The sequence below is a fragment of the Ktedonobacter sp. SOSP1-85 genome, from assembly GCF_016587415.1.
In the GTDB taxonomy this organism is placed as follows: Bacteria; Chloroflexota; Ktedonobacteria; order Ktedonobacterales; family Ktedonobacteraceae; genus Ktedonobacter.
Map to the genome: position 1 here is coordinate 2,684,504 of NZ_BNJI01000001.1, position 24,341 is coordinate 2,708,844.

At 54.7% G+C, this 24,341-nt stretch carries 17 protein-coding genes and 1 pseudogene; 8 read left to right on the top strand and 10 right to left on the bottom strand.

The features are described from left to right. Positions 1-62: 62 nt before the first annotated feature. A pseudogene (gene iscB, locus KTE_RS11200) lies at positions 63-1,364 on the bottom strand (RNA-guided endonuclease IscB). Positions 1,365-1,808: 444 nt separating this feature from the next. On the opposite strand from iscB, the gene KTE_RS11205 reads away from it, so the two are divergent. Then, positions 1,809-3,188 carry a helix-turn-helix transcriptional regulator gene (locus tag KTE_RS11205; protein WP_201381028.1) on the top strand — a complete coding sequence of 460 codons (1,380 nt, stop codon included), beginning with the start codon at positions 1,809-1,811 and terminating at the stop codon, positions 3,186-3,188. Between the two features lie 239 nt (positions 3,189-3,427). Next, a complete protein-coding gene (locus KTE_RS11210) occupies positions 3,428-4,921 on the top strand; it encodes an aldehyde dehydrogenase family protein (protein WP_201381030.1) in 1,494 nt (497 codons plus the stop codon). Between the two features lie 125 nt (positions 4,922-5,046). Here KTE_RS11210 and KTE_RS11215 read toward each other — a convergent pair whose 3' ends face one another. Beyond that, positions 5,047-6,309 carry a DUF4388 domain-containing protein gene (locus tag KTE_RS11215; protein ID WP_201370648.1) on the bottom strand — a complete coding sequence of 421 codons (1,263 nt, stop codon included), beginning with the start codon at positions 6,307-6,309 and terminating at the stop codon, positions 5,047-5,049. Between the two features lie 586 nt (positions 6,310-6,895). Between KTE_RS11215 and KTE_RS11220 the strand changes: the two genes are divergently transcribed. The 4 genes from KTE_RS11220 (at position 6,896) to KTE_RS11235 (ending at position 10,156) form a co-directional block, all read left to right on the top strand. Beyond that, positions 6,896-7,606 (top strand): SDR family NAD(P)-dependent oxidoreductase, encoded by a 711-nt coding sequence (locus KTE_RS11220; RefSeq protein ID WP_201381032.1) that lies wholly within the window; start codon positions 6,896-6,898, stop codon positions 7,604-7,606. 21 nt (positions 7,607-7,627) lie between these two features. Then, positions 7,628-8,038, top strand: a complete 411-nt coding sequence (locus tag KTE_RS11225; RefSeq protein ID WP_201370646.1) for a 6-carboxytetrahydropterin synthase — start codon at positions 7,628-7,630, stop codon at positions 8,036-8,038. Next, positions 8,035-9,165, top strand: a complete 1,131-nt coding sequence (locus tag KTE_RS11230) for a glycosyltransferase family 4 protein (RefSeq protein WP_201381034.1) — start codon at positions 8,035-8,037, stop codon at positions 9,163-9,165. Before KTE_RS11225 ends, KTE_RS11230 begins: the two co-directional genes overlap by 4 nt. Positions 9,166-9,460: 295 nt before the next feature. Further along, the gene (locus KTE_RS11235; RefSeq protein WP_201381036.1) at positions 9,461-10,156 is read left to right on the top strand and encodes a metalloregulator ArsR/SmtB family transcription factor; all 696 of its coding nucleotides are present in this window, start codon (positions 9,461-9,463) and stop codon (positions 10,154-10,156) included. 107 nt (positions 10,157-10,263) lie between these two features. Here KTE_RS11235 and KTE_RS11240 read toward each other — a convergent pair whose 3' ends face one another. Next, positions 10,264-11,697, bottom strand: a complete 1,434-nt coding sequence (locus tag KTE_RS11240) for a glutamine synthetase family protein (RefSeq protein ID WP_201381038.1) — start codon at positions 11,695-11,697, stop codon at positions 10,264-10,266. Between the two features lie 659 nt (positions 11,698-12,356). On the opposite strand from KTE_RS11240, the gene KTE_RS11245 reads away from it, so the two are divergent. Beyond that, on the top strand, positions 12,357-13,589 hold the full coding sequence (locus tag KTE_RS11245; protein WP_201381040.1) for a sorbosone dehydrogenase family protein: 1,233 nt from the start codon (positions 12,357-12,359) through the stop codon (positions 13,587-13,589). A gap of 152 nt (positions 13,590-13,741) precedes the next feature. Here KTE_RS11245 and KTE_RS11250 read toward each other — a convergent pair whose 3' ends face one another. The 4 genes from KTE_RS11250 to KTE_RS11265 all read right to left on the bottom strand — a co-directional run bounded on the left by KTE_RS11250 (position 13,742) and on the right by KTE_RS11265 (position 20,183). Then, entirely contained in the window at positions 13,742-14,617 is an 876-nt protein-coding gene (locus KTE_RS11250) for a sugar nucleotide-binding protein (protein WP_201381042.1), read from the bottom strand. An 84-nt stretch (positions 14,618-14,701) separates the two neighbouring features. Next, complete coding sequence (locus KTE_RS11255; protein WP_201381044.1) at positions 14,702-15,982, bottom strand: pitrilysin family protein; 1,281 nt, start codon at positions 15,980-15,982, stop codon at positions 14,702-14,704. Between the two features lie 241 nt (positions 15,983-16,223). Then, complete coding sequence (locus KTE_RS11260) at positions 16,224-17,876, bottom strand: spermidine synthase (RefSeq protein WP_201381046.1); 1,653 nt, start codon at positions 17,874-17,876, stop codon at positions 16,224-16,226. A 141-nt stretch (positions 17,877-18,017) separates the two neighbouring features. Continuing rightward, entirely contained in the window at positions 18,018-20,183 is a 2,166-nt protein-coding gene (locus KTE_RS11265; protein ID WP_201381048.1) for a tetratricopeptide repeat protein, read from the bottom strand. Between the two features lie 290 nt (positions 20,184-20,473). On the opposite strand from KTE_RS11265, the gene fmt reads away from it, so the two are divergent. Then, entirely contained in the window at positions 20,474-21,451 is a 978-nt protein-coding gene (gene fmt, locus KTE_RS11270; RefSeq protein WP_201381050.1) for a methionyl-tRNA formyltransferase, read from the top strand. A 92-nt stretch (positions 21,452-21,543) separates the two neighbouring features. On the opposite strand, the gene KTE_RS11275 is transcribed toward fmt, so the two are convergent. The 3 genes from KTE_RS11275 to ruvX all read right to left on the bottom strand — a co-directional run bounded on the left by KTE_RS11275 (position 21,544) and on the right by ruvX (position 24,282). Beyond that, positions 21,544-22,455 carry an undecaprenyl-diphosphate phosphatase gene (locus tag KTE_RS11275; protein WP_201370632.1) on the bottom strand — a complete coding sequence of 304 codons (912 nt, stop codon included), beginning with the start codon at positions 22,453-22,455 and terminating at the stop codon, positions 21,544-21,546. 217 nt (positions 22,456-22,672) lie between these two features. Continuing rightward, positions 22,673-23,803 (bottom strand): endolytic transglycosylase MltG, encoded by a 1,131-nt coding sequence (gene mltG, locus KTE_RS11280; protein WP_201381052.1) that lies wholly within the window; start codon positions 23,801-23,803, stop codon positions 22,673-22,675. Further along, complete coding sequence (gene ruvX / locus KTE_RS11285; RefSeq protein WP_201381055.1) at positions 23,800-24,282, bottom strand: Holliday junction resolvase RuvX; 483 nt, start codon at positions 24,280-24,282, stop codon at positions 23,800-23,802. The genes mltG and ruvX overlap by 4 nt, the downstream gene beginning before the upstream one ends. Positions 24,283-24,341: the final 59 nt, after the last annotated feature.

Sequence of the window (24,341 nt, forward strand, 5' to 3'; positions counted from 1 at the left end):
CCAGCACTCCTTCTTGCATATCACTTATTTTATCCGAATGTGGCAAGAAAACCACGAAGTCTTTAGCTTCGTGGATGAATTGCCACATTCTCCCCTGATTCATTGGCAGTGGATGAGATATGCGGCATGGGCGCTTGACACATCATCCATGAAGATCGTGCCCTCACTCGCTTCATCTTCTCAAACTTCGGAATTGGCTTGAGATCGACCTTGTTCCCATCAATGTTCATCAGAATGGCATAGCCAGTAGACATTCACCCTTTAATAAGGTACTCCTGTCCCTGATACCGCACCATATCAAATTTCCGAAAACCGCCAATTTTCCCCGTAAGAATACGTTGTTCGCTGTGTCGCCCTTTGGTTTGCTGGTAATCTCCATCGGGGACGCATCGCTTCTTGAGAACCACCGTGGTCTGAAACGTGGGCATGGCCCCTCGCGTAGCAATCAAGACCGCATCAAAGCAATGCTCCTTGGGCAAGCCTGCTATCTGACGGTGTTCTTTGGTCACAAATCCCCACGTTTCCTCTGCCTGAACCTGCTTCAACAATTGAAGACGAATGCTATTCATCTGTGTGGCATGGTTCAAGTTTCCTTTCTTCTTACCAGCGCGCTTGAGCGTCACGGTTCCGGCATGCAGCCCATCATGACAGGTTTTGCAGAGGGTGAGTAAATTGGCTTCTTCATCACTGCCGTTCTGACTGCGAAAAACGATATGATGGACTTCTAACCGCTTATCTTTCGATTTTCCTGCACAATGTTGGCAGGTATAGCTATCGCGTGTTAGCACATAGGCTTTGATATTGGCAAAACCATAGTTGATGCCCTTCTGGTAGAGCCACTTGTGCTTTAAAACGTTAGGATTTTTAAGGGCATGGGGATCAAATGTTCCTGTTTCCAGCACAATATGACGAATGGGCAGGATGGATTGCACAAAACGGATTTCCCGCAGGTGGGCGTCAATTTTACTGCGCATCGTGGGAGAGAAGCGACCTGTTTTGATGGAGTTCTTGCGATTACGCCATCGTGCTTTTCTATATCTGGTCTTTCGGTTGCGCCGGTTCCGGCGATACTTTACACGCCCTTTCATGGTGGTGGCAATATCATTGCGAACCTGCACTTCTGACAAATACACCACCTGCCCCTGCGTATCGGCCACCGCTGAACCAATCATGGCACTGCCCGTATCTATCCCAAGGGTCAATGGTTGGGTGGAGGTCGTTGTTGGCTGAACCAACAACTTGATCGTAAAGGGCGTTCTCCTTTTGACTTTGGCCTTGCCATCTTTAAGGAGTAATCGTGCAATAGCACACGAACATGGCATCAATGGCGTGCCATCTGGTGCCAATACATACACAACGTTCATCGAAAATTCCTTTTCAGAAAAATGCTCTGCCAGGTGGCAGGTGGTGCGTATCCCTGGACTGCGACCATACAGGGAATCCGACTTCATCTCGACAAGGTTCAGAAGGCTTGTTGGGCCTGAATCACCGGGACTTCCCTCATCTCTACTTAAACTCAGGCGATAGAGCAACCGTCTGATGCGTCAAGGGTTGGTATCATGACCTTCCAAACATAGCTCACCTTTCGGTGGCTGAGTCTGGTGAACTCAGGCTTCCTCTTCCGAAGAAGCCGCTCAGTCTTTAGCTGAGCGGTAGTTCACATACTTTTATCCCATTTACTAGCTTTTATATATTTTTATGTTATTATACAACAAATAAGGACACATTGGCAAAACAAAGTACAACATAGATGTTCACACTGTGTCACCAGCCTATACCGTAGAACATGTGGAAAGGGAAGAGGAAATATGAGTGATCACACCATCCATCCATTACGTGCCGCCCGCCAGAGCTTCAACCTTACGCAAAAACGCCTGGCTCTGGAAACAGGTGTCGCCCCCCAGACCATTATGCGCGCTGAGCAAAATAAGCCCATCAACGCAGATTCACGTCGCCGCCTCTGCGCATATTTTCACATGACTTCAGATGCCCTGGGACTGGTCAGCGATAAGCGCGAGCAACACAAAGGGAGACATGGCGAAGACGAAGCTTTAGAGCCTGCACCTTCACAAACGCGCTCACGGATGCTTATTCGTGGTCAGGCCCTGGCCATCCAGGAGTTAGAGAGCGCCGATATGGAGCAATCCCGGCGCGACTTTCTCCAGGCTCTGGGCATCACCGGCACCTCGCTAGCGGCCTCCACCTCACCATTACTCTATCCACCGCTCTGGGAGCGCCTCTCGCGAGTCCTCGCCCAACCATCCAACATGGATAATGAAACACTCCTGCACCTGGAGGCCATTGTGCGCGATAGCTGGCGCGTCCTCCCTACGATGCTTGGCACCTTTTCCCAAAGCCTCTTGCAATATGTGCTCCAACGCCTGGAAATCGTCACGCAGCTCCTCTCAACAACTCTTGTGACCGAACAACGCATACGCATCGCTAGTGTAGCAGCTGAACTTACGCAGATCGCGGGCGAGCTTCTCTTCGACATGAAGGAGAGCGAGCAGGCCGACCGCTACTATGCAGTAGGGCTGGAGGCAGCGCGCGTCACGCAAAATCCCCTGATGCAAGTGACCCTCCTGGGACGCCGGAGCTTTATCCCTATCTATGAGGAGAAGCCAGAAAAAGCCATCCCCTGGCTGCAACAAGCAAATGTCATCGCCAGGCGCAATGTCCCCTCCATCACGCAAGCCTGGCTGGCCTCCATCGAGGCAGAGGCATACGCCAATCTCCGTCAGACCCAGGACAGCCTGCAAGCCCTGCAAAAGGCGGAATACTTCCTGGAGCAACACGAATCACGACGTAGCGGCGAAAACGCACACACGCGCTTCTCCTATACCGTACTCCTCGGCTACCAGGGAGTATGCAACCTGAAGCTCCAGCGCCCGAAAGCGGCTCTTCCGGCCCTACAAGCGGCTCTTCAGCATATGGACGGCGTGCGCACACGTCATCGAACCATCGTCCTCACCGATATTGCCTCCGCCTACCTACAACTAGGCGAGATCGAGGGTACACTCCACTACATCGACCTGGCCCTTGAGACGCTCAAACAGGTGAAATCCGCCCGCGTCCTGCAACGCCTGAACGATCTCAATCACGCCCTAACCCCCTGGAAAGGCCTCCCCGACGTCAAACAACTGGATGAGAAGCTCCTCGCCATACGGCCCCTCATCGCTCAACATTAAAAGGAAGGCATGTGCGGTTGTGAGTTGCGCGCATGCGTGCAACTTACAACCGCACATGCCTTCTTAACTTCCTCGACGTGCTACCATGTAGGCTGATATAATGTCGGCAGGCAAGTAATACCACTTACCCACCTACACTCTCGTAAGCGGATGCATTCGTTTAGTCCACCTATAAAAGGGGACCGCGAAGCTAGTCCCAATCAAAGGAGATTGGGAAATTCGTCGAGGAGCCTTTCTCAATGTCACTCTCATCCTCTATTTCCACCACGTCAGGACAAGACTACAAGAACTTTATCGCGGGCCAATGGCGCGCTTCACGCGGCGGTGAGACCTTTATCAGCACCAATCCCGCTCGCACCAGCGATATCATTGGCAGCTATCAAAAATCAACCGTTGAAGATCTGGAAGACGCCATTGAGGCCGCAACCCAGGCCCAGAAGGGCTGGGCCGCTACGCCCGCACCCGAGCGCGGCGAGGTCCTCTTCCGCCTGGCCCGCCTCTTTGAGCAGCAGCGCGATGAGCTCGCGACCCTCATGACGCGCGAGATGGGCAAGATTCTCAAAGAGACGCTGGGCGAGGTCCAGGTTTCCATAGATGTTGCCAAATTTATCGCCGGCGAGGGGCGCCGCCCCGAGGGCGAGACCATTCCATCGGGTCTCCCTAATAAATTCTGCATGACGGTACGCCATCCGTTAGGTATTGTCGGCATCATTACGCCGTGGAACTTCCCCCTGGCTATTCCGGTCTGGAAGACGCTTCCGGCACTCCTGGCAGGCAACGCAGTGGTTCTAAAGCCCGCCAGCGATACGCCCGCGCTGACCCTCAAACTGGCCGAACTTCTGCAACAGGCAGGCCTGCCCGATGGCGTGCTAAACGTTGTCACTGGCGGCGGTGGCACACTGGGCAATGCCCTGGCCAGCCATAAACGCGTCAACATGATCTCCCTCACCGGCTCAACCGAGGTTGGTCGACAGGTCTCAGAGATTTGTGGGCGCGATCTGCGCCGCTGCGCGCTTGAACTGGGAGGAAAAAACGCAGTCATCGTACTTGAGGATGCCGACCTGGACCTGGCCGCCACTAGCGTGGCCATGGGTGCCTTTGGCACCACAGGACAACGCTGCACAGCCACCAGCCGCGTAATTGTCCAGCGCTCAGTCCAACAAGCCTTCACCGAGCGCCTCGCCGCGGCAGCAGAACGCCTGCACATTGGTGATGGCCTGGATAGCCAGGTCGAGATGGGTCCCCTGGTCAACACCGGGCGCGTGCCCGCGGTCCATGCCTACACGGAAATTGGTCAGCAGGAGGGCGCGAAGCTCGTCTATGGCGGCACGCCACTGACTGAGGACGCCTACCAGGAAGGGGCCTTCTACAAGCCCACAATCTTCAACGAGGTAAGTCCAGAGATGCGCATCGCACGCGAAGAGGTCTTTGGTCCCTTCGTCGCGGTCATGCCCGTCGCAGGCTACGAAGAGGCCATTGCCGTGGCCAACGGCACAGAGTACGGCCTCTCGACCGCCATCTTTACCGAGAACTCGCGCCTGACCTTCCGCGCCATCCGTGATATCGAAGCCGGGCTGGTCTACATCAACGCGGGCACCACAGGCTCCGAAATTCACCTGCCCTTCGGCGGCATGAAGAGTAGCGGTAATGGCCACCGCGAGCTGGGTTCCTATGCCGTAGAGGAGTTTAGCGAGACCAAGAGCGTCTTCGTCTCCTATCCTCCCGCAAAGTGATGTCATCTTAGCACATGCGATACTTTAATAGGGTAAAGAGGGTCTGGTGGCGACGCGGCAGAGCCGCGTCGCCACCAGACCCTCTTTACCCAGGCGAGCCACGCAGTGGCGAGAAGTCTTGAGGGCTAAGAGCTGCTTACTAGCGAGAATTGCTCGAACATGGCCTCCCATACCTCCTGGTTCTCCATGCGCTCGCGGGGATTGGCCACACGCGCATTGATCATCTCGAAGAGGCTACAAAGCAGGTGGTGTAGCAGCATGGAGGCCTGGTTATAGAAATGCTCGGCCTGCTGCATCTTTCCACTCATCACGTCATAGCAGAGGCGTGTGAAGTCCTCGACATCGATGTGATTCTGCTCCACGCGAAATGCATAGTTGCCCAGGCGATCTACCTGCTCATTATGCATGAGTTGCAGGAGCGCATTGCTATCCAGGGTGATGCCATTGGCGCGACAGGTCTCGGCCAGGGCATCCATGGTCCAGTTGACGAAATCAACCAGGGCTGCGAGCTGTTCCATCGGAGTCTTGCGCTTATCCCACTCTTGCTCCATGCGGCTAAGCAGGTCAAGCAACGCAAAGTTTTCCAGGCGCAGCTTTTCGGCGGGATCGGGGAGGCGCATCTTGCTGCCATTGGCGCGGGGAGTTGTATCCTGGTAGACAGGTTGCAGAAACTTCTGCTGCACGAGCTGTCCCAGCTCACGCGCGACCTCCATCTCGGGTCGGCGAATAGCGGTCGCGATGCGGCGTATGCGACGATAGAGATTTACATGCGTGAAGAGTTCCAGGCTGCGCAGATCGAAGCGAATAGTATAGGGAATTGCGGGGGAGAGTTGTAGCATAGTCCGTATGCCCATGGGGAGAAAGTTGCGCAGTTCCTGCCACTCATCGCTATAACGCACCATATCCATGGTGACGCGCATCACATCAATATCCAGCGAAGATTCGCCATGCGGCAAAAGCTTTTGCACGTTCTGACTGGCAATAAACTCATAGGTACCATCGGTCCAGAGGCTCAATTCGCGCGCGGTCCAAAGGGTCTTCATGCGCAATGCTTCATTCAATTGCTTCTCAGTAATAGCACCCATCATCATCAAGCGCTCACCAATGCGTTTGCCAATGGGGTCCTGTAATTGCTGCGCGAAGGCCTGCTCAATCTGGTGATAGGTGGTCATACCTAACTGCTGCAACACATCGCCAAGTGTGAGTGCACTGGGATCAAACTCACTGCAATTGGCGAGCTTGCCCTCGTTGAAATAGAGAATACCCATCCGGCCCTGGCTCTGCTTTAAATGAATTGCACCAGTCATGCCACCCAGTTCCACAACCTGTAAAACTTCCACCAGCCCAAAGTCTTTTAATGAACCCGACAGTACCGTGCCTGTGCTCATAATCCCCCCATGCGTCAGGTCGTCGCGAAAACGTTACAACGTCGATGTCATGATACTATTGATCCGAAAACCCTGAGCGCGCCTGTCCCCGAATGGGGGAAGCGCTAGGCACGCAAGTGACGTTGGGTTTTGGAATAAGATCTTAATTCTGAAAGTCGTACCAGGCACTCATACAATGGCAATTATACGATGCGGTACGAGAGATATCCCTCTCCTGGTCACAGCAGAAAACGCTCAATCCCGAGCAATTATAGCAAGCCCCACATGTTCCAACAAGTAGCCCAGGCATACAACTGGTATCCATGTACGCGGTAGAGTAGAACAAGCCATCCCCCAACCTGCATCAACCTCGTCACTATTACTCAGCATAACATCGACGCAACATATATCTCAGCCTCTGACCCATACTACATCAAAAATCTACATTTTTCAATGTTAAACACGTCCCGGCAAAAGAAGCAGATGCAGAGATAGTACCAATGTGTGCTGGGAAACGGGCAAAAACCGTTTCCCAGCACACATTCTACCCAAAGGCTTGCCTGGCTGACAGGCACAACTCCCTGGATGTTATAATGCAGGCATGAGCATGAAAGATAAAGTCGCTGTTATAACGGGCGCGGGGCGAGGCGTGGGACGCGCCACCGCGCAGTTGTTTGCACGCGAGGGCGCGAAAGTCGCGCTCTTTGGCCGTACACGCGAAACAATTGAGTCCTGCGTGCGCGAGATCCAGGAGCAGGGAGGCGAGGCGCTGGCTGTGGCAGGCGATGTCTCACAGGATGAAGATGTCCATGCACTCTTCACGACGGTAAGCGAGCGCTTCGGGCGCGTCGATATCCTGGTCAACTGCGCTGGCGTGGTCCTGGTGCGCCCATTTCTCCAGATGGATAGCGCGACCTGGGATCGCGTGCTGGACGTCAACCTGCGCGGCACCTTCCTCTGTTGCCATGAAGCCTTTCGCCTGATGGCTAGTCAGAAACAGGGAGTCATTATCAACATCTCCTCCCTCTCTGGCGTGAAAGGGGTAGAGAAATTCCCCGGCTTGAGCGCATATAACGTCTCTAAATCAGGTGTAGCCAGCTTGACAGAAATCCTCGCGGTAGAGGGAAAACCATACAATATTCGCGTCTGTGCCGTCAGCCCGGGCGCCATCGATACCGATATGCTGCGCCAGGCCGCGCCTCACCTGAAGGCAGGCATGACCCCCGAAGAACTCGCCAAAATCCTCCTCTTCCTGGCGGATGACGAAAGCGGGAGTAAGTTCAACGGGAGCAATATCGAACTCTTTACCAATGCCTAGAATCCAAACAAGGAGAAAGATATGGTATATCTCACAAGGCGGGTGACCTTTAGTGCCGCACACCGCCTGTGGAGCGAATATCTCTCAGAGGATGAAAACTACAACGTTTACGATAAATGCGCCAATCCCCATGGACATGGTCATAACTATATCCTGGAAGTGACGGTTCGCGGCGAGCCAGAACCCACGACCGGGATGGTTCTCAATTTGACGGATATGAAGCGTATCATCAATGAGCGCGTCGTGGATGGGGTGGATCATAAGCATCTCAATTACGATGTCGCCTGGCTGGAAGGGGTTATCCCTACCGCCGAGATGCTGGTTATCAAATTCTGGGAGCGCCTGGCGCCGGCCTTCGAGGGACGACTCTACGAGATCACGCTTCACGAAACCGAGAACAACTACGCCTCCTATCGAGGGCCAGAGGCATGAGAATAGCGCTTATTGCTCCTATCGTCACCCCCATCGCACAACCCTTCCTGGGCGGCTCACAGGCCATGGTGGCACAACTCGCCCAGGGACTACAACAGCGTGGACACGAGGTAACACTGTTTGCGCGCCAGGGATCAGCGGTGCCGGGAATTAAGATTGAAGAGCTTGTTGTCCCTGAAAGCGTTGTTCCGGCACGCTTCTCTGCCCCCTCTCAGGAGCGCCCGGCAGACCCCGGCTTCTTCGCACAAGCCAATATCTTTCTCGATCTCTTCCTTGAACTGCGCCAGCGTCAACATGAGTTCGATCTCGTTCATGCCCACGCCTTCGACTGGCCAGCCTTTACGCTGAGCGCTCTCCTGACAACGACTCCCATGATACACACCATTCACCTGCCCGCCGTCACACCCGAGATCAACGAGGCGCTTCGCCTGTTCCACCAGCAAGGCCACCCCCTGAAGCTAATCACGGTCTCACAAGCCTGCGCGCGCACTTACAAACCCTACACGCCCTTTGATCATATTATCTACAATGGCCTCGATACCGACGTTATTCATTTCGCACCGCATATCGAGCCGGACGCGCCGCTGCTCTTCGCCGGGCGCATCACTCCCGAGAAAGGGGTTGAGGCGGCCCTGGAGATCGCTGAACGCGCGAACGTTCCTCTGCTCCTAGCAGGCGGCATCTATGACCAGGTTTATTATGAGCAACGCATTTCACCACGACTACAGGAAATGGGAGAGAGAGCACGTTACCTGGGATCGCTTGAGCAACATGAGCTCTGGCAACTCATGGGGCAGGTGCGTGGCCTGCTCTTTACCAGCACCTGGGACGAGCCATTCGGCCTGACCATGATTGAGGCTATGGCGTGTGGGACACCCGTGCTGGCCTTCGAGCGCGGGGCTGCGGCAGAAGTAATCAAGCATGGCGAGACCGGGTACTTAATCAGGCCCGGTGATACACTCCAGGCCGCGCACCAGGTGGCAGAACTGGACTCCATACAACGGTCCACCTGCCGTCAACATGTCGAACGCCATTTCTCTTTCACCTCCATGCTTGAGCAGCACGAACAAGCCTATCAGGCAGCCATGTCGGTAGGGACCAGCTTTAGCGCGTCCAAAGGCGATTAATCACCTGTGGGCGCAGCCCGAAGCGCTCCTTTACATCATGTTGTATCTTCACTGGTCAAAAAGCGGCTTGCGCCGACATGCCATAAATGGCATTCGGACGCGCTAAAGCTGGTCCCTACCAAATTTAGCGCATCTGGCGCGATTCCTAATTTCCCAGCTGAGTACTGTAAAATCATACCCGTAAGGCACTGCCACTTGACAAAAGTGGGTAATTTAATTATCACCTAATTAGGCATTTATACAACTAGCAATTCGCCTACCTGGTCACATATTCAGCGCACGAAGGAGAAGGGCAATGCGAGAAGAAGAAATCGTTCAGCAGCAGCGTGAACAGCGCCAGAACGTGCGCCAGGCCGATACAAACTATGGTATGGCACGGATGCGTTATGGCCTGGAGAAGGCCGAACCGCTTATTCGCCTGGGGCGCGCCATCGCTGACCCTATGCGCGTGCGCATCCTGGCGCTCTTAGCCCAGCGCTCAATGTATGGGCAGGAACTGGCGGAGCAACTAGACGTCTCGACGCCTACCATCTCGCATCATATGGCCCTCCTGCGCGGCGCGGGCTTGATCAAGGTGCGCAAGGAGAACAACTATCATCATTACGAACTGGAAACCGAGGGCTTTAAACAGGCCAGCTCACTTCTCACTCTAGAGCACCTGCGGAGCATTGGTGCAGAACTTCAGTACACAAATGCCCTGGTGAATCCTACGCAGGAAGATGATCGCCAGATGGTGGAGTCATCCTTCTTCGAGGGCGAAAGTCTGCTCAGCATTCCACGCGGCACTCAGGGCAGGCGCTACATCATGGAGAAGATCGCTCGTGCCTTTGAGTGGGGGCGCATCTATGAAGAATCCGAGGTAAACACCATCCTCAAGCCCATTTATACCGACGTGCCACTCATTCGACGCGAGCTGATCAACCAGAAGTTAATGATGCGCGAGAGTGGGCGCTACTGGCTGATTCGCCCGCCTCACTCCCAGGAAGCATAAAAGTATTACTATTGAGTGAAGTGAAAGGTCTGCGACCTTTTCACTTCACTCAATAGTAATACCCCTACTAATGAAAGGACAGCGGTCACCCTTCTCTTTTTATCTTTCTAGAATACAGAGAGGTACCTCTGGATCTCCCAGGGGTGGACCTGCTCACGATACTCGGTCCACTCGATGCCCTTGGCATCCAGGAAGCCTTCATAGATGGCGTCGCCCAGGGTCTCGCGGATCAGTGGGTCCTCGCGCAGGGCATCCAGGGCCTCGCCAAGGGTCGCGGGCAGCATCGGCGCGCGTGGGCGCAGGCGATCACCCTCGTCATGCAGGAAGAGGTTCTCGTCCATAGCAGCTGGCAATGTAAGCTTACGCTGAATGCCGTCCAGGCCAGCGCGCAACATGACAGCCAGCGCAAGATAGGGGTTGCAGCTTGGATCTGTACAGCGCAACTCAACACGCATCGTGCTCTCGGGATCGCTTCCCAGGCGTGGTACACGGATCAAGGCCTGGCGATTGATGCGCCCCCAGTTGATAACCACCGGGGCCTCATAGCCGCCGACCAGGCGCTTATAAGAATTGACCAGGGGGGCGAGCAGGGCGCACATAGCGGGCGCATGCGCCAATTGCCCGGCGATAAACCAGCGCCCCTCCTCAGAGAGCGCATAATCAGCCTGGGGGTTGAGGAAGGCATTGCGACCCGTCGAGCTATTAATCAGTTGCTGGTGGATATGTAAACCCGAGCCATTCACACCAAAGAAGGGCTTGGGAAGGAAGGTCGCGTAGAGATTATGTTGAGCCGCGACGGCCTTGAGCACATATTTCGCCGTCATCAAGCCATCGGCGATGCGCAGTGCGTCGGCGATCTCAAAGTCTAGCTCGTGCTGACCATCGGCAACCTCATGGTGGCTGGCCTCAATATTGATATCCATCTTATGCAGGGAGTAGACCATCTGCCGCCGTACAGTCGCTGCTAGATCAGTCGAGAGATCGAAATAGCCACGCCGGTCATGGGGCAGCGGCTTCGGTGTCTCGTCCTCCAGGCTGAGCAAGAAAAACTCCAGCTCGGGGGCGACTTTATATTGAAAGCCCATCTCGCGCGCCAGGTTCAGAGCCTGCATCAAGGTCGCACGCGGGTCGCCATCAAAATGCTCGCCATCAGGCGTGCGTACATCACAGATCACACGTGCAACCACGTCCGCATTCCCAATATCGTCGCTGCGATGGCCCTCCGCCGCATAGGATAGGCGGACTTTATCAGGAAGGATCGCGAAGGTCGAGAGATCTGGAAATAGGTACATATCGCTTTCAGCGACACGCGCAAAGCCTTCAATTGAGGAGCCGTCAAACCATTTGCCGTGCGTGAGGCAGTCATTAAACTGCTCGACAGGGATAGTCACACACTTGGCCATCCCTACCACATCTGTAAATTCCAGGTTGATGAAACGCACCCGCTCATGCTCAATACGGGCCATTACCTGGTCATAATATTGTTGATCGTGTCGTTTAGACGTATCCGTCTGCTTCGCGTAACTCTGTTCGTCTGCCATATCACTGCTCCTCTTTGCAGGTCTCTCTTTTTAGTCTACTCTGACCAGGCTAATCTGGATCGCTACCCGGTACGGGAGTGTACATATCTTCTTTCACCGGGATATCAGTCTCTGCTTGAAAATTGCGTGGATCAGTAAACAATTGTACCAATCCACAGCGGCTACATACCAGAGGGAAAAGGGACGAGGCCCCCACATATTGGGCTGGCTACCAGAGCCATAGATACGTACCTGCTCTAATGAAGCATTCGACCAGGCACGCGCCTGGGGGCGCGCCCCACAGTTAGGACAGGGTACAATCAGCGTGCGGGTAGGTTCATAATAATTATTTCTCATCTCTGCATGTACCAACCTTTGCATCCTGCACAAAGCATAACCAGGGCTCTCTCTTATCTGCTCGCCTGACATCCCTCCACGGATTGGATGCTCATTGTCACATGCCTTCACTCTAGTGTCAAGCAAGCTACCAATAATGGAGGTGAGCGCGCTTTTCTCTCCTATCCTCTAAATACTGCACGATTGGACCTTTACCAGCATACCGGACCTTTCGGGGATAAACGTGAGGAACAGCTTGCGGATATATGACAGCCTCCCTATAATCAAAAACATGATGAGACATAATGAGATATAACAAAAGGCGAAGGAGAGAGGCGCAACACATGGACACCAGTGAAAAAAGTTTGCCAGCCGCCGGGAAGCGTGGTGGCCTCAGGCCCTGGCATATCGCACTCATCGTTGGATTAATTCTCCTGCTCATCGGTGGGGGGATACTCGCCAGCAAGTGGCGCACGATTGATTCCCTCCTGACTGGCACACACTATGTCGGTGGCGATGCCGCGACGGTTCCGCTCACGCTGCCGCCTGGCTTTCATGCCAGTGCCTTTTATAGTGGCCTCTCGGGACCGCGTATGATTACGTTTAGCCCCGATGGCACGCTCTTTGTCGCGGAGCGCTATGCCAAGAGTATCATCGCCCTTCCTGATCGCGACCACAGCGGAAAGGCCAGCGAGCGCATCGTCGTCGTCAGTGGACTCGACGACCCCACCAGCCTGGATTTCCACGCTGGGCAACTCTACGTGGGCGAGGGTTCACGCGTTACGCGCTTTACCCTCGACAAGGACTACAAGGTCACTGGGCGCAAGGTAATCGTGCCCAATCTGCCAGTCGGCGGTAACCACTCCACGCGCACAGTGCTGGTTGGACCTGACAACTATCTCTATGTCTCTATTGGCTCAACCTGTAACAATTGCGTGGAGCAGAATCCACAACGCGCCATCGTCTGGCGCTACAACCTGGACGGGAGCAATGGACGCCTCTATGCCAGGGGGCTGCGTAACGCCGTTGGTATGAGCATCAATCCCTGGAACCAGCAGATCTGGGTCACCAATAACGGGCGCGACCTGCTTGGAGACAACATTCCGCCCGAAACGGTGTATCACCTTGTAGATGGAGCAAATTATGGATGGCCCTTTTGTCACGCTGGAGATATTATCGATCCAGACCTGGGCAAGCCAGACTCATGTAAGGGGGTAACACAGCCCCTGATCAAGATGCAGGCGCACTCGGCGCCACTTGGGCTGGCATTCTACGACACTCAACAGCAGGGCCAGAACACCCAGGGAGCCAGGGGTTTTCCCCAGCAGTACCAGGGCCTTTTCGTCGCCTTCCATGGCTCCTGGAACCGCAGCGTTCCCACAGGCTACAAGGTGGTCTTTATCCCCCTGACCACCCATGGGCAGGTCGCGGGCAAGGCGCAAGATTTTGCCACAGGCTGGCTCAAGGGGAATGATGCCTCGGGTCGCCCTGTAGGCCTCGCTGTAGGACCTGATCACGCGCTGTATGTCAGCGATGATAAAGACGGGACCATTTACCGTATCTGGTACACAGGTTAAGTCATCTGTTCGCACATAAACTGTAGGGTCCATGCTGGCATGGACTCGCCCGGCCCGCAGGCCGCCGCGTCCCCGAATGGGGAATACCCAAACGCTGGGAGATCGCTACGCTCGGGAGTCCATGCCAGCATGGACCCTACAACATGGAGCGCTTACGCCTCCTCCAGAGGCTTGAGGGAGACCGGGGCATAGCGCGCCAACGCCTCCGCGATCTCTAATGGCTCTATCCCCGTTAACCCCTTCATCAGGCGCGTCCGTAGCGTGGTATCGCGCGGCAGATAGGTCTCAGGCGGCATCGAGATGGGATGCAGATGCTCAACAGGAACTCCTAAGGCCTGCATCGCGGACTGGTAGAAGTGATAGACACTCATAGGCTTACCCGCGACATGCACAATACCCACAAAATTGGAGAGTGCAAGCTGAACAATGGCCTGGGCAGCCTGGTTTACATCCAGGGGGCTCTTCAGCATATCGTCAAAATACTCAAAATGCTCGCCCTGCAATAACCCCTCACGCACACGCCGCAAGCGACGATCCAGTTCACCAAGTGAGTAACCGTACAGGTAACTGGGGCGAATGATACAGTAGTTCTCACAAAACTCGCGCACACGCTCTTCAAAAAAGTGGAGATTCTGGCCGTAAGGAGTCGTTGGATGGGGAGGATCACTCTCTGTGTACGTCCCCTGCCGCCCATCAAAGATACCATCACTGGAGATATAGATAAAACGACAATGCATGCAGGCCTGAACCAGCTGGTTCACCCGGCGCCGATAGAGCTTTCCATCGAAAAGAGGGTCCACGGCCTCATATGCCATGTTAGCCGCCATGATCACCGCGTCTATTTTCTGCTCACGCACGAAGTCTGCCAGGTCATCGCGCCAGAAATCATAGCGCAACGCTTGAGGAAAGAGAGTTGTGGTGCGATAGGTAGGGAACAGGGTTACTGGCTGCTCCTGCATTAGGGTGGTCAGCGTACGCCCAAGATAGCCACTGGAACCAAGCAGCAAGAAGCGTTGCGGTATTCTCATAAAAAATCCTGTTTCTACCGCTACTGGCGTACGCGTCTACTTCCGGAAGTAGACGCGTACGCCAGTAGCGTCGTCCCCTTCTACTCAGAAGGAAAGTGTGTCGCCAACCAGTTCGTCATGCTGCAAGGGGCCAATCGCGGCTACAGTGAGTGGACTTAGCGGCGAGAAGCGGCGCAATACATTGAGCACCTGCTCCTGAGTCACGCCATCAATCGCCTCCTTGACCTCCGAGATCGTCTTAAACTTGCGCTCATACCACCAGGAGCGGCTGATTGCACCCATGCGTGAGCCAGAACCCTCGCCGCGCATTACCAGTTCGCTCTTAAGCTGAATCTTGGCGCGCTCCAGTTCATCGGCGGTAATCCCATCCTGCTCCAGCTTGCGCAATTCATCAACAATGACCTTCAAGCACTCGTTGGCCTGCTCAGGTGTGGTGCCTGCATAGACACGCAGCACGCCAACCTGCTTATTGCCAGCCAGGCCCGCGGAGACGCCATATACCAGGCCACGTTTCTCACGTACCTCGACAAAGAGGCGCGAGGCCATGCCACCACCCAGCACTTCGCTCAGCACCTGGGCGGCATAATAATCCTCATCCATGTAGTTGGGGAAGGGGACCATCATGGCGATATGCTCTTGTTTACCTTCCTGGTGCTCCAGCGCAATACTATTGCTTGGTTGCGGCTTCTGCAACGTCAGGGCCTGCGCGTTGCCTTGCCAGGAGCCAAACAACTCCTCAATCTTCGCCACCACATGCTCCCAATCAAACTTGCCCGCGATGGCAAAGAGCATGTTATTGGGCTGATAGCGCTCCTGCCAGAAGTTCAGCAAATCCTGGCGCTGTAAGGCCCGCACCGTGTCATCGCTACCAAGCATAGGGCGTCCCAGGGGAGAACCATGATAGAAGTTTGAGCGCACCAACTCAAAGATGCGGCTCATCGGCTCATCGTCGCGACGGCGAATCTCCTGAAGCACGATATTGCGCATCTGGTCCAGCTCATTACGTGGGAAGGTAGGCTGGAGTATGACCTCACGCAAGAGCTCTAGTGTGGCATCGAGCTTGGTATGCACAATCTGCGCCCACACCTGGCTGGTCTCCAGCCCTGTGCTTGCGCCTTTGCGCGCTCCCAGCGACTCAAATGCTTCATTGAGCGCACGGGCATCATGCTGCTTCGTACCTTGAAAGAGCATATACTCAAAGAGATGCGCCAGGCCCGGCTTATCCGCTGGCTCATGGATAACCGCGGCATCAAACTGAAAGCCCAGCGTGGTCGAGCTCAAGCTGGGCATATACTGCCCAATCAGCTCAATCCCATTGGGCAGCTTATGGAAATAGTAATTCTGGGGTAGCTGTTCACTACTCATATATATCTTTATCCTTTCTGGGCAAGGAATAGCGAAGCGAGCAAAGAGAAACAATGGTTAGTATATCACAACACGGAACAAATAGCGCGCAGAGCTGCGCAAACACCGGCCTTCCCAATGTCTTCTGGCTCTCGCCTCGGCTCGCTGCGCGAGCCTTCGAGTAAAATGATGTGCCTTGACAACGGCTTTGCCGTTATCAAGGCACATTATTTTATCCCTGAGCGCCGCAGGAGCGAAGGCCCTACTTCTGTAAGCGGTTGACCTCGCCAAAGATAACCTGGTCGGTCATTTGCTCAACGGGCGAGAGATCGTCGGTGAAGAAGACATGCGACTGCAACTGCTCGCGCATACTGCCGTAGCGCAGAGCCGTGTTCGCCACCTGCTGAAGCAGGGGATTGGTCAGCTCATTTGTGTTATTGCGGAAGTTCTCGAACTTGGTCGGTGCATTGGTCGCGATAATCAAGCTATTAGAGAAACGCTGGGTATCAACAATGTAGACGTTGGGGAAAACGGTCTTCATATTTTGCGCCATGGCATCAACCATACGATAATCCTCGCTTGTGCGTCCCACATTGATGACCGCTACGCCAGTCGAGGAGAGATGAGAGCGTACTTCGCGGAAGAACTCCGTCGTAACTAGCTGGAAGGGAATATATGGCTGCTGGTAGGCGTCGATGCCAATTACATCATATTTATTCTGTGTGGTGCTCAAGAAATAGCGCCCATCCTGAACCACAACGTGCAAATTGGGCTCATTCATATGAAAGTATTTGCGGCCCATCTCGACAATTTTGCTGTCGATCTCGACGCCATCAATTGGAATGGGGCCATAGGCGGCAGTAAACTCGCGCGCGGAGGTCCCCGCACCCAGGCCGATAATGCCGACCCGCTTGACCTGGTCAGGGGTAAAGGGTGGATTATTGAAGTAGGGGGCCGCCATGAAGTAGTCCCACGGTCCCTGCGTCAGCACCGCATGCGGATTGTAAATGGAGTGAATGCCCAGACCCTCATTGAGCACTAGCTGGGTCTCATCGCCCGCGCGCACCACTTGAATATAATTATATGCCGATTCATGTTCCTCCAGGAGACGCCCCCCATCACCCGTACCACTGGCGGGTTTAATGGAGCCGTGTGTTCCGAGCACTCCTGTCAGTAACCAGACGAGAATCAGTAGCAGCAACAAAAAACGCTTATTACTTTTGGGAAGGCTCGGCTTCCCGCCCGCGAAAAAAAGTAAGCCAATCAGTGAGACGACCAGTAGAAGGCCCGCGAAGATCAGGAAGGTCGCGTATGTGCCATAGGTTGGAATCAAGACCAGGACGGGCAGAAACGTTCCCACAATACTACCCGCAGTCGAAATCGCATAGAGCACACCAGCGATACGTCCAGATGTGCCAACCTGTTCGATACGCAGGCGAATGGCAAAGGGCGAGACACACCCTAGCAGAATCGTGGGCAGAGCGAACAGGAGAATGACCGAGAGCAATGAGCCATAAAAGACACCAATAGAATAGGAGGAGAAGGAGGTCAAGGCCCACTGCAAAATTGGGCGTGAGCATGCAGGAATCGCAGCAATCAGCAGAGCCGCAGCAGCGGTCATACCGTAAAGCACGGATGAGCGGGGATAACGGTCGGCGATACGGCCACCAACATAGTAGCCGACGGTCAGGTACAGCAAAATCAGGCCGATCACGTTTGCCCAGACAAACAGCGACGTCCCAAAGTAAGGAGCCAGCAAGCGCGAAGCCGACAGCTCTACCGCCAGGGAGACGGCACCAGAGACAAATACCAGCAGGATCAAAAACCAATCCTGTACACGCTGTCCATTTCCAGGGGGAGCTGCTTTCTCCACCATGGTTGTGGCACGCGAATCAGACTCAGCAGTAGACGACATAGCGCGACGAACTCTCTTTCTCTTACTTTTTAGGCAGTAATTGACAGGCAACCAGCACAAGCCTGGCAACCGGCAACCAGACTACCCCTACTTTAGCGAGCAAAAGAACCCTTGTCAAATTTTCTCAGCTTCGACTCAGGTTTAGATATTGAGGAGAACGAAGCGTGAGAACACCTCTTGTTGGAGTTCCAACGCCTCCTGGCAGAGGTGCTGATAGTGCTCAGGACCCAGCTTTGCTTCAATAGCGTGGAGAAACTTCTCTAGAGAGACTACCGCTGGATCATGGATGCGCTGACGCAGACTTAGTGCGGCGAGCAGAATGGCAATCCCTTCACGCACCTGCTTCTGCTGATAGAGCAACATACCCAGGTTCGTCAAAATCATCCCTTTATTCAGGGACGAGGACTCGTCAGTTAACTTCAAGGCATCTACATAGTAGTTGCACGCCAGCTCAAAATCCCTGGCAGAATGATAGAGCAAGCCCAGGTTATGATAGATGGCGCACTGCAATTGCTGATCCTGCACCTGCTCGTTAAGCACATGTGCCTGCTCAAAGCTCGCATACGACTGCTCTAAATCGCCATGCAGGCGTAGCATCTCGCCCTGGTTTACCAGGGTCGCGATGGTTCCCTGCTGGTCTCCCATCTGTTTCTGGATCTCCAGCGCCTGGCTAAAGAAGTTTATGCTCTGTTGATAATCGCCCAGGCGCCCATACAGCATACCATTATAACTGGCGACCAGGCCCTGATCCTGGCGTGCAATGACGCCCAGAGGGGGCAGCAGGGTCGTATACAGCCCGATCAGCGTATTCCAGGCCCCGAGTTGCACCATCATCTCATGCAAGTGTTCGGCGAAAATGAGGTCGCACGCACGCTGCCAGCGCCAGGCCAGGCAGTAATGGCGCGCGGCCGCGATAAATGGCTCGACATCACCAAGTATCTGTCGCTGCTCCTGGGGGGGAGCCGTCTCATGAGCCAAATGCAGGTAATAGGCAGCGGCCTGCATGTGCGCCTGCGAGAGGGCCGCCTGCAAGGAGTCGTTCTGCTGAGGGGTATCGTCGAAGTTGGGAGCCAGGCGCAGACCCGTTGCGCTGGTACTGCCAGCCGTGCGCTGCTCGGGAGTATCAAGATAATGCTCCACGCCGTAGTGGCGCAGCAGCGGGTGCAGGATGAAGAGTGGCATATGTTCCGCCGAACGTTCTAAGTTATACGTCCGCTGGACCAGCGAGTACTGCACAAGCATATTTAGCTCATGCTCAAACACAGTCATCGTCTGTCCACCAAAAGCCTTCTCACCCGTAATTGTCGTCAGGATTCCGGACAGAGGCACAGACTCGTGATAGAGACAGAGCGCGTGCATAAGTTGAGCTTGAATGGGATTGAGAAAGTGGTACACGGCGGCACACAGGTGCGAGGTCACATCTCCCGCCCACATAGGCTGATAATCGTCTGAGTTCAGGAAATAGCTCAGCGATATACCACTCAGGTTGAGCAAGGCGCCAAAGAGGGCCAGGGCAAACACATGGCCACTACAGCGCTGCCAGACCAGGGAGAGCTCTTCAGGAGAGCCACGCACCCCCCGCTGTTGCAACAGGGCTATTCCCTCCGGGATGCTGATACGCGAGATCAGGCAGGAGCGTACGCGTGTATTCTCGGCATATTCATCAAAAGGTGAGCTATAGCTCGTCAGCAGCAGGCGACTGGCGCCAAGGTCCTGCTGCAAGAGAGCGAGAAAGAGGGGAAGCGCGCCCCGAGCCGCCACCCCCGGCTGAATATCGTCGGGGTAGAGTAGCGCCTCAAACTGGTCGAGCACAACGAGAGCATTCTTGCGCGGATCGCGCAAGGCATCCAATAAACACTGCATCTGTTGCTCTGGTTTGAGCAGAAAGAGGCCAGGGTCACCTGCATCGATACCATTCAATATTGCCGCGAGCATATCTGGGACCGTGGTGTAGGGGCTAATCTCAAGCCAGACCAGGCGCGAGGGCGCGGGCTGACCAGCATTACGCGCTTGCAGCAGACGCTGAAAAAGAAGGGCAGCCAGGGTAGACTTCCCTGCTCCAGGATTACCAGTCACGATCACAGAACTCGTGTTTGGATCCATCAACATACGCTGAAGAGTCGTTACTTCATCAACGCGCTGCATGATATGCTGTGCGTCTGTGGGAGGCGGCATGGTTGCGTTAATGCCAAAGGGCAACTGGGATGGCTGATGCTGCCGCATGGCCGCGAAATCACGCGGAGTATGGGGGGTGGCAGATGGCGCAATCTGGCCCGGGGGCAGTTGCAACGAATACTCATTATTCACGGGCGGCTCCATAAAAATAGGTGACGCTTCCTCCCACGCTAGAAACGACAAAATACTAATGATGAGTCAAATGCAAATATAGCATAACCCTATCAACGGATAAGAGTGATAAAATAGCCTGAATATGCTACTATAAGAGAGTCTTTCTTGCATGTCAGAAGTGGCACACGGGAAAACAGGACTGTACATACCGCCACAACATGACCTTAGCGACGCTAAACACAACAAGATACATACCATAATACAAGGGTAAACGCTATCTAGCAAGAGTTGTAGTAGAGGGGTAAGACTTGTTACGCATCATCTATATGGGAACACCACAATTTGCTGTCCCTGCCCTGGAAGCCTTAATCCAGCATTCAAAGCCAGGAGCACTTCTCCCTGAAGGTTACGAGATCGTGACCGTTATCACCCGGCCTGATAAACCAGCCGGGCGCGGGCGCGGCATCGTCTACTCCCCCGTAAAACAGACCGCCGTAGAGCATGACCTGCCCGTATGGCAGCCAGGCTCTTTTAAGAAGGCTGAAAATAGTGAGGCGCTCGCCGCTTACAAGGCCGATCTCTACATTGTGGCCGCCTTCGGGCAGATTCTACCACAAAATGTGCTGGATCAGCCACGCTATGGAACGCTCAACGTCCATGCCTCGCTCCTCCCCAAGTATCGAGGAGCCGACCCTATCGCTGAATGTATCCTCCAGGGCGATGCTGAAAGCGGCGTCTCTATTATGCTCCTGGACGCGGGTATCGATACCGGCCCCGTCCTGCTCAGGCGCACGCTGACCCTGGCTGAAGACGAGACCACGGGAACACTCACCCCCAGACTCGCAGACCTGGGGGCAGAGGCGCTTTTAGAGGCCCTTCCGCTCTGGATTCAGGGAAAAATCACGCCTGAGCCCCAGGATGAGGAGCACGCGACGCATACGCGTATGCTGAAGAAAGAGGATGGCCGTATCCAGTGGGAACGCTCGGCGGGCGCCATCTCACGCCAGGTTCGCGCCTACCAGCCATGGCCCAGCGCCTACACCACGTGGAAAGGCAAGCTGCTCAAGATTCTGGCAGCCCGCCCCCTGGATCGCCAGCCCGCTACAGCAGTCGCGCCGGGTACCGCCCTCGTTCGCGAGCATGCCGGACAGAAGGTACTAGTGGTCGCGACCGGCTCGGGCCTCTTACAGGTACAACGCCTACAGCTAGAGGGAAAAAAGGCCATGACCACTGAAGAATTTCTCCGTGGCTATAGCCAGATCTCAGAACAGCCACTCGGCAACTAGAGTGGGACGACGCTGCTAAAGCACGCGTCTACATATCAAGGCGCGATATGTAGACGCGTGCTTTAGCAGCGTCGTGCAGCTTTAATCCTTTTTTATGCCCGCCCTGGCAGAACGGTAAAGAACAGGATCAGCATAATGAGGCCAGCTCCCATGCAGTAATAGGCAAAGGGATCAAGACGGCCAGTCTCAAAGTACTTGAGCAGGAACCTGGTGCTCACGAAGGCCGCGATCCCAGAGAGGACCGCGCCAAAGAGCACCATCAGCAGTGTCGAGACGGGCAGGTGCAGCAGTTTGGGCACCTCCAGGACCGAGGCCGCCAGAATGACTGGTGTCCCCAACAAGAAGGAGAAGCGCGCGGCATCCTCATGCGTTAGGCGCACAGAGAGGCCCCCCACAATCGTCATGCCAGAGCGCGAAAAGCCTGGAATCAAGGCCAGGGCCTGCGCAGCTCCGACCGCCAGGGCCTCTTTGAAGGAGAGCGAGTCCAGGTGGCGAAACTGCTTCTCGCGCTCGCGTGGCGGCAAGGCGGAAAACGTTGCAGCAGATCTGCGCCGCATGGCCTCGCCCAGGAACAGAACCGCGCCATTGAGTACCAGAAACGCAGCGGCGAGCAGGGGCGAGGCAAAAACACGCTTGAGTGTATGTTCCAGCAGGAGACCCAGGAGGCCAGCGGGAATGGTACCAACAATGATCAGCCAGCTTACCCACTCCGGTGTGCCTTTACGCACACTCTTCCAGTCTTTGGCTGTCACCACCAGCGTCCTGCCCACCTGCAACCAGTCGCGCCAGAAATAGAGTAAGAGAGCAATACTTGTTCCCAGGTGAAGCGCCGTGATCAAAGGGACAAAACAGCTCTCACCACCACATGCCGTGTCGGTCGTCATATTGCCCCAGCCCAGCAGGCCCGGCACAAGAACTGTATGCCCCAGACTGCTAATCGGAAATAACTCAGTAACGCCTTGCAATAGCGCCAGAACAATTGTCTGCCAGATTGTTATATTCATAAATAACTATATCTCTCTCATTGTTGTAATTGTAAACACATTCGCCGCATTGTAGAGTCCAAGTTAACTTGGGCTTCTCATCTGGGAAGATGCTGTATACCCGGTAGGGACCAGCCTTGGGAAGCGCCTCACGTGAGGGCTTCCTCTCTTTCGGCGACTTATCTGGACAAAGTTTCCCAGTGAAACTGAGAGGCCATGTTAGTATGGCCTCTTCAGCTTAGCCGCCATATTGGGACTCCAGTTGCTGGAACTCCGCGTATGTCTTCGCAAAATGCGATTTGCCATCTTTATCCGCGATAAAGTAGTAATAGTCGGTCTGTTTGGGATTGGCAACGGCCTTCATACTGGCCAGGCCAGGGCTACAAATGGGCGTGGGAGGCAGGCCCGCCGTATTATAGGTATTGTACGGGCTATTAGAGGCTGTATCTCCTCCGACTGTATTGAGCGGTAGCCAGTACTTTGCAGGCGTTTGATCACTATCACGGGCGTACTGAACCGTGGGATCGGCCTGTAGCTTCCCATTGGTCTCGTCATTAGGCCGGTAGATGCGGTTCCAGTAGACGCTGCCTACATCCTCGCGATCAGAGGCATGGCCCGTCTCGCGTTCGACGACAGCGGCCAGATTGACCATATCATACAGACTCATCTTATGCTGCTGAGCCAGCGCCTCCAGGTTATTCTGTTTTACGACGTCGTTCATAGTTGTCAGCATCAAGCCGATAGCGTCGCCCGCATCAGATTTAAGGTCGACCTGGTAGCTGGCAGGAAAGAGGAAGCCCTCCATCCCTTTCCCGTTCGGAATCGATTTTAAGATGGGGTACTTATCCCGCGCAGACATTTTGTACTTGCCCTGCACATAGGCATCAAAGGCGTTGATGTCTCTAGCATACTTCAGGAAGTCGTCCTTCTTAAAATTCGAGAGCGCGGGTTGCGATTGCGCATAGGCATTGGCGACCTGTTCGAGACGCCAGCCCTCAGGCACCACGACCGCGACAGCATCCGGCTGAGCCCGCAAGAGTTGGTTGATAATCGAGTCTACCGTCATATCAGGTGTCAGCTTTTTATACACACCCGCCTGCAACTGATTATCCAGGCCACGCACACGCGCCCAGATGCGAAAGACGAGCGCATTGCGAATCAAACCCTTGTTTTGCAGGTCGTTGGCGATTTCAGCCGTGCTCTCGCCCGGGCGAATTTCCAGGGCCACCGTTTTGTTATTCTTGGAGTCTGCCGGTTGAAAAACAGAGGTAAAAGTATTCCATGCCACAAGACTAACGACAAATATCACCACCGCAACCATCAGCACTGAGATAAGACCAGCACGTGATTTCTTCGGTCGTTTCATCATTCGTATTCCTCTTTTGTGCTACTCCTTTGTGCATCCAGGTACTCCTGGAGAAATACGGCCGCCGCCAGGGCATCAATCTCATGTCCTGGACGTCGACGTTTCCCCTGAGAGCGCTGGCGCCCGCTGGTATGCTTCGACTTTCTTCCCCCCTGCTGTGTGCGTAGGCGTTCGGCCTCTACCGTTGAGAGGCGCTCATCCCAGAAGGTCACCGGAACGGCGATATGGGCTTTTAAACGCTCTACAAAGGCCATGATTCGCTCACCCTGGGCATGTATCTGACCATCCAGGCTTACCGGTAGTCCGACTACCAGGCCCTCTGCATCGGTCTCTGCGATCAGTCGCTCAATCGCATCCCAGATCTGCGCCTCATCCCGAGTAACATATATAGTGGTATACGGTGAAGCCAGAAAACCAGTTGCGTCACACGCTGCAACTCCTATTCTGGCCTCGCCTACGTCTAATGCGAGCAATCTCCCCATGAACGTCCCCTTCCCAAAAATTGTACGAACACCACCACCCTACCAGACCCTCTTTATTG